Source organism: Streptomyces sp. AC1-42W, assembly GCF_003248355.1.
GTDB lineage: Bacteria > Actinomycetota > Actinomycetes > Streptomycetales > Streptomycetaceae > Streptomyces.
This window is the reverse complement of sequence record NZ_QKWY01000002.1, coordinates 3,346,873-3,353,497: the sequence shown is the minus strand read 5'-3', so window position 1 is coordinate 3,353,497 and position 6,625 is coordinate 3,346,873. Positions and strand designations below refer to the sequence as shown.

The 6,625-nt window shown below is 68.2% G+C and carries 4 protein-coding genes and 1 pseudogene; 2 read left to right on the top strand and 3 right to left on the bottom strand.

The window, feature by feature from the left end; all coding sequences use genetic code 11:
• The 3 genes and pseudogenes from DNK56_RS32775 to DNK56_RS32765 form a co-directional block, all read right to left on the bottom strand.
• Positions 1-230, bottom strand: a pseudogene (locus DNK56_RS32775) (cullin); the annotation flags it as partial.
• Entirely contained in the window at positions 227-1,207 is a 981-nt protein-coding gene (locus tag DNK56_RS32770) for a hypothetical protein (protein WP_111339376.1), read from the bottom strand. The pseudogene DNK56_RS32775 and the gene DNK56_RS32770, both read right to left, overlap by 4 nt.
• Complete coding sequence (locus DNK56_RS32765; protein WP_111339375.1) at positions 1,207-2,046, bottom strand: hypothetical protein; 840 nt, start codon at positions 2,044-2,046, stop codon at positions 1,207-1,209. Before DNK56_RS32765 ends, DNK56_RS32770 begins: the two co-directional genes overlap by 1 nt.
• Before the next feature lie 227 nt (positions 2,047-2,273).
• Between DNK56_RS32765 and DNK56_RS34850 the strand changes: the two genes are divergently transcribed.
• Both DNK56_RS34850 and DNK56_RS32760 read left to right on the top strand, forming a co-directional pair.
• Positions 2,274-2,594 carry a hypothetical protein gene (locus DNK56_RS34850; protein ID WP_146615267.1) on the top strand — a complete coding sequence of 107 codons (321 nt, stop codon included), beginning with the start codon at positions 2,274-2,276 and terminating at the stop codon, positions 2,592-2,594.
• Positions 2,595-2,831: 237 nt separating this feature from the next.
• Entirely contained in the window at positions 2,832-6,518 is a 3,687-nt protein-coding gene (locus DNK56_RS32760) for a LamG-like jellyroll fold domain-containing protein (protein WP_111339374.1), read from the top strand.
• The last annotated feature ends 107 nt before the right edge of the window (positions 6,519-6,625 follow it).

Here is a 6,625-nt window from a genome sequence, read left to right as displayed (position 1 = left end):
TTGAGCGGGTCACGGGAGGCCATGAACTGCTCCAGCCGGTGCCCGAGCACGTGGGCGGCGACCCGGGCCTTTGGCACCGCACGCCGCAGGCGGCGGTCGGGGATGCCGGTGCCGCGGGAGATGTCCGCGTAGGACAGTTCGCGGCCCGCGTTGGGGCCGAGCCACAGCAGGACGTCGATGGCGTCCTGCTCAAGCTGCGAGGGGGTGTCACTGTCGCGTTTGGGGCTCACCGGAGCTTCTTCTCACTCTCGTCCAGGAACGCCTGCAGAGCGTCGTCGTTCAGCGCCGCATACGGGCCGGCGGCCAGGTCGCGGATGAAGGCGATGGCCGCCTCCGACGCGGTGCACAGGTCGGTGATGGCCCGGCTGCGGTCTCCGGTGAAGTGCACCTGGTGGCGCTGCAGCAGCGACAGCGCCCGCAGCGTGGCGAGGCGGACCTCGGTCATCTCGGTGAAGACCTGCAGGGCCACGTCCGGTTCGGACCGGTCATGGGAGGCGGTGCGGACTGCCCGCTCGGCATCCGCAGCTTCCGCCTCCTGCTCCTGGCGGTCCCGGTGCGCTTCCTCGGCGTCGGACTCGCGCTCGCCCTTCTCGGTCGCCTGGCGGGCTGCGGCTCGTTCTTCGAGGTCCGCTTGTGCCTCGCGCCGTTCGAACTCCGCCAATGCTTCCTGGGCTGCAGTACGGGTGGTGGCGTCGGCCAGGATCGCCGTCTTCAGTGCCTTCGGCTGCTGGGCGACGTAGACCGGGGAGCCCGGCTTGATTCCGGCGCGTTCGGCCTCCTGCTCGATCGCCTGCCGTCGCTCGCCGTTGTTCATGCGGGCTTCGTAGCTGCGGTAGTAGCCGTGCTCGCCGAAGAACGGCACCTCCTCCTCGTCCGGCAGGTCGACGTGGATACCCGGCGCGAGGGCGTCAACCGGCGGAACGATACCGTCCGTAGCCGCCCGCTTCCATGCCTCGTGGAAGGCCATGACGCGCTTGTGGCTGGTGTGTGACCGCCGGGCGAACTCGCGCGCGCTGATGCGGCGGAAACTGGTTCGGCCGAACCGCTTCGTGGACTGCTGACCGAATCCGACGCCGTTGTTCTCATCAGGTTCGACGCGGCGGGCGATCAAGAGTGCCCGGGCCCAGCCGCCTTTGCGGTCGTGGGTGGCGAACTCTTCGATATCGGCGTTGAGGCGGTCCTCGCCGTCGTCTGCGGTCGGTTCCATCACACGCCCACCAGATCGCGGGTCGCGGTCCGCCTGTCGGCGGTAGCCGTCTGGTCGTCGAGGATCCTGACCCTGATCCACGTGGCGAGGACGTCCAGGGTCCCCAGAACTTCCTTGCAGGCGACCTTCTGTTCGTCGGTGAAGGCCAGCGAGGCGGACGGCGGGTAGCGGCTCATGAAGGCGGACCCCTGGTCGCTGAGCCGGACCAGGTCCCGGGCCACGGCCGTTGCCTTGTCGGGCCTGCCTCCACCGCACTCGGGGCCGCGGGTCTCGCGGTCCCGGCGGCGCTTTTCGTCCATGACCCTTTTGAGGGCGTCGTGCACCTTCTCCTTCTTCTCCACCAGATCCCGGAGCGCCTGGTCGCGCTCCTCGGGCGGCAGGGAGTCGAGGTAGTCGGCCAGGGTCGTGTCGCTGGCGGGGTCCAGCAGGTCCTGCAGGGCCGGCTCCATCCCCAGGGCCCGGCGGTACTGGGGCACGCTGACGCGGCCAGCACCCGCCTCGCGTGCTTCTTTCAGCAGCGAGCGGAGCGTGCTGTAGCTCTCGTCGTACGGCTTGCCGGACGGCGCCAGGCGGGCCCCCTCGCGAAGCGCGCTGTAGCTGACATGGACGCCGCTGTCGGCCACGAGCTGCCGCACCGGCCGGGTGCACATGCGGGCGGTGTGGCGGTACTGGCGGGCCGTGCGCGGGTTCAGGCTGATCTCGTCGCAGTACCGGTCGAAGACACCGTCGCCGCCCGAGGCCGTGACGGACAGCAGCTTGTCCCCGATCACCAGCCGGTTGTCGCGGCCGTCGTCCATCAGCCGACGCCCCTCGCGGACGTCCTGGTCTGTGTAGCTCATACGGTGTCCCATCGCAGTCAGCTCGACGGACGCGCAGTGTAATCAGATGGACGCGGTGGAATCGGCCGCCAACCGGTATACAAAAGTGTGGAGTTGACGCCCCGACCTCCGTGCACCCGACGATGTCGGCGAGTCGCGATACGCATACAACAGCACCCGTGCGGGTGACAGGCTCACGCAGGGTTTCCCGGCAGCGCGGGCCTGGAAACCGTGGGGGATCATCGGCCTTGATCACTGACTTTACTGAGGTAGCGGTACTGCTGACCGGCGCCGAAGAGGCCGTGCCCGAGATGCGAAATATGCCACAGTGGGCCTGGATTCAGGCCAGATTGCTGTCGCCACGCAGTCAGATGCGTGTGGAGGCACCGCAGTTCACGGGTGTTCGGAGGCCGTCTCGGCGGCTTCAGCCAGGGGATGACCCGGTGGGCGAACTCGCCGTCGGTGAAGTGGTCGCAGGCTGCGATGCGCAGTCCGCTGAACTTCGCCCTGAAGGACTCGAAGCGGTAACCGGCGTCGAGTGCGGCCAGGTTGTGGTGGAGCTGGCATGAGAAGGGTGGCGGCTGCTCGGGCTGGAGACAGCAGAGTCGCAGCGCAGCCTGGCGATCACAGCGAACGACGACCGCTTACCGGGAAGGCTCAATGATGCTGCGATCTGACTGCCATAGACAGAAATGCCCCCACTTCTTGGTCACATTCGCATCACAAGTTGACGAGAAGGTGTGTGCGTCACTCGGCTTGTGCAAGTAGCACGTACATCAGTGCGATAACGCGAGCCTGGGGTGGGGATGTTGAGGCGAAGACTGAGATGCGCGCGCACATGGCCGAGACCGATCCGGTCGTTGACGTCCGTGATCACAGCTGTCGTCGTGCTGGTCACGTTGCCGGCGTTCGGAGGACAGGCGGTCGCGGAGGAGCAGAAGCCGCCCCTGTCCGAAGGGCAGCAGGCGTTGGCCGACGCGAAGGAGTCGGGTCAGCGGGTGGAGGTGACCGGCGAGCGCACCGAACGTACGACGGTGTTCGCCAACCCGGACGGCTACTCCTTCACTTTGGAGGAGTCCGCGGTCCCCGTCCGTGTGGCCAAGCCGGGGGGCGGCTGGCAGGAGCCCGACGCGACGCTGGAGAAGCGCGCGGACGGGTCGGTTGGCCCCAAGGCCGCCGCGGCGCAGATGAAGTTCTCCGACGGCGGTAGCGGCGACCCGCTCGTCTCGATCACCGACCAGGGCAGAACCCTGGCCCTGGACTGGCCGGGGAAGCTTCCCACGCCGGTGCTCGACGGGGCGAACGCGCTGTACTCCGACGTCCTGCCGGACGTAGACCTCAGGGTGACCGCGACCGTGGAGGGCTTCCAGCACGTCCTGGTCGTCAAGACGCCCCAGGCGGCCCAGAGCGAGGAGCTGAAGAAGCTCACCTTCGGCCTGCACAGCACAGGCCTGACCGTGCGCAAGAGCGCCACCGGAGCGCTCTTCGCCGTTGACTCCGCCGGTCAGACCGTCTTCCGCGCGCCGACCGCGCAGATGTGGAACTCGGCCGGGGCGCAGGCCGCCGGGGGCGTACGGACCGCTTCTGCCGCGGAGGCGGGCCAGCCCTCGGATCCTGCCGAGTCGGCCCCCTCGGGTTCCGGGCTGGAGCCGGGCCAGGGCGACCAGGTCGCCCTGATGGACGTGCAGGTGTCCAAGAGCGCGCTCACGCTGGTGCCGGACACCGGCCTGATCGAGGACACCGACGCTTCGGAGTACCCGCTCTTCATCGACCCCACCGTGACGTGGGGCGAGTCCGAGCGGACCCTGCTGCGCTCGGACGGCTACGAGTCGTACGGCTGGGGCAACGGGGACGACGGCCTTGGCAAGGGCGCGGGCCACTGCGGCACGTGGAATGGCTACTACTGCGGTCCGGGCTACACGCAGCGGCTCTACTTCGAGTTCTCTCCGTCCCAGTTGAAGGGCAAGCAGGTCCTGGACGCCACGTTCCGGGTGACGGAGCCCTGGGCCTTCCAGTGCGACCCTCGCTGGGTCGACCTGGTGCGGACCAACAACATCTCGTCGTCCACTACCTGGTCCTCGCGGCCCAAGGAGCTGGACTGGATGGGCGACCGCTATGTGTCGGCCGGTCGCGGCTCTCTGTGCGACCCCGACTCCCCGGATGCCCCGATCGAGTTCAACGACAATCCGGAAGAGACGAACGAGAACCTCACACCGACCGTCAAGGACTTCGCCGCCGGCAAGTTCTCCCGGCTGACGCTGGAGATTCGGGCCCACGACGAGTCCGACACCTCGGCCTGGAAGCGCTTCAAGAACGACGCCGTCCTCGCCGTGGACTTCGTGGGGGTTCCCGACCTGCCGACGTCCATCGGCCTGGTGACCGGCTCGGGCACGGTCTGCGCCCGCACCGAGTCCGATCCGGCGATCGTGTCGGACCCGACCCCGATGCTGTCCGCCACCACCCAGACCAAGTCGGGCGGCGAGAGCGGCGCTCAGCTGCGGGTCTACTTCGACATCGACGACAAGAACGCCGACGGCACCTGGAGCGACACCAGCGCCGGCAATGGTGATCTACGTCCCTCGACCGGCTATGTCGGTGACGGCGTCAACCTGAAGATGTCCTGGTCGACGTTGAGCGAGGGCACGCTGTACCGGTATCGCGCCTGGACCCGCTCGTACTACAACGGCGGCAGCAGCTATCTGTCCGGACCCTCGAACGCGTCGACGACCGGTTGGTGCTACTTCAAGGTCGACCCCACCGCGCCCAAGGCGCCGAAGATCACCTTCGGCAATCCCTATAAGGAGTGCACGGCCGACTCGTGCCTGTCCGAGGGAGGTCCGGGCGTGAAGGGCACGTGGTCCTTCGCCCCTGCCGACGGCGACACCAACAACGTTTCCTATCAGTACACGCTGTCGTCCTGGAGCACCTGGCCCACGGTGTCCGGGGGGAGCCCGTCGGTGTCGATCACACCTGAGAAATCCGGCACGTACACCCTGTTCGCACGGGCCAAAGACGACGTGGGCCGTTACGGGGCCTGGAGCGCGGTGGACTTCCTGGTCGCTGCCGGCGAGGGCCCGGTGGCCCGCTACCACTTCGATGAGGAGAGTGGCGCGGCCGTCGACACGGCCACGGCCGGCACGACCCGGCATCCCGCCACCCTCGGAAGCGGGGCGGTGCGCGACGACCGCGGCCGCCGCGGTTTGATCACCCACGATCTCGACGGCGAACCCCTGGCCACCGCGGTGACCGACAAGGGCCTCCTGCTCGACGGCTCCGGCAACGCCTATGCCGTCAGCGACGAACCGGCTCTGGAGACCCGGTCCTCGTACACGGTGTCGGCCTGGGTGTGGGTGGACCCGTCGGTGACGAGCACCGTGTCCGTCCTGAGCCAGACCCCGTCCACCGCGAGTCCCTGGACCAAGAAGTACAGCCCGTTCGTCATCTCCTACGGCGGCGGCACGTGGAGCCTGCGTGCCTTCTCCACGGAAGGCACCTGGTCCCGGGAGGCCGAGGCACCGAACGCGTCGCCCAAGGGCGTGTGGACGCATGTGGCAGGCGTGCACGACGCGAGTGCCAAGAAGGTCCTCCTCTACGTGAACGGTGTGGAGGTGGCGTCCGTCGACGCCGGTTCGCCGTGGTCCGCCGACGGGTCCCTGGAGATCGGCCGGGTCATGTACGGGGACAGCTACCTGGACAACTTCAAGGGTTCGATCGACGAGGTCAGCGTGTGGCAGCGGGTCCTGACACCCGCGGAGATCGCGGACGACTCCCGGCTGATGACCTCGGAGGGGTACGCGGGCCTCGAACTCGTCGGTGACTGGGAGGCCGCGCAGGGCAGCGGCACGACGATTCCCGACACGGTCTCCGGATACGGCGCGAGCATGACCCTGGAAGGCGGCGCCACACTGGAGGACGGCGACATCGTCCTGGACGGTGTCGATGACGCAGCCACGGTCGACGGCCCGCTGCTCGACGGCTCCGGCTCGTTCACCGCAACGACGGCGGTCACGCTGGACAGCGAGAAGCTGGCGGCCAAGAACATCGGCTACACCGGTGCCGTGCTCAGCCAGCAGTCCGACGGCGGCCGGTCCTGGGGCTTCTGGTACGAACTGACGGGCAAGGACTCCGTCCTGGACGAGGAGACGCTCGAAGAGCGCACGGTGCCGGTCGGCACGTGGCACTTCGGCAGCCTCGACGCGGACGGCACCTTCAGTTCCGTGGTCTCCGAAGAGGTCGCGGCCGTCGACAGCCGGGTACGGCTGACCGGCGTCTACGACTCGGTGTCCGGGACCATCAGCCTCTTCATGGGCCGCAACCAGAACGGCCAGGCGAAGAAGTTCACCGCGGCCATCGGCTCGGGAACCCTCGCCGTCGGCAAGGGCTACGCGAACTCCGCCTGGGGCCATCACCTTCCGGCCCGCATCGCCGAAGCACGCCTCTTCGCGGGCGCCGTTGCCAGCTCGGAGCAGATCGACACCTTCATCGGGGACTGACACGAAGGCCGGCCCCCCGGCACCGGGGGGCTGGCCTTCGTGGCCCTTCACATGGGAAGGACAGGCATGTCCTGGCAAACCATCAGAAAGAGAACGCTGAGATGGGC

Coding starts and splice junctions, on each gene's coding strand:
- DNK56_RS32760 (WP_111339374.1), top strand. CDS start 2,832: ATGTTGAGGCGAAGACTGAGATGCGCGCGCACATGGCCGAGACCGATC.
- DNK56_RS32765 (WP_111339375.1), bottom strand. CDS start 2,046: ATGAGCTACACAGACCAGGACGTCCGCGAGGGGCGTCGGCTGATGGAC.
- DNK56_RS32770 (WP_111339376.1), bottom strand. CDS start 1,207: ATGGAACCGACCGCAGACGACGGCGAGGACCGCCTCAACGCCGATATC.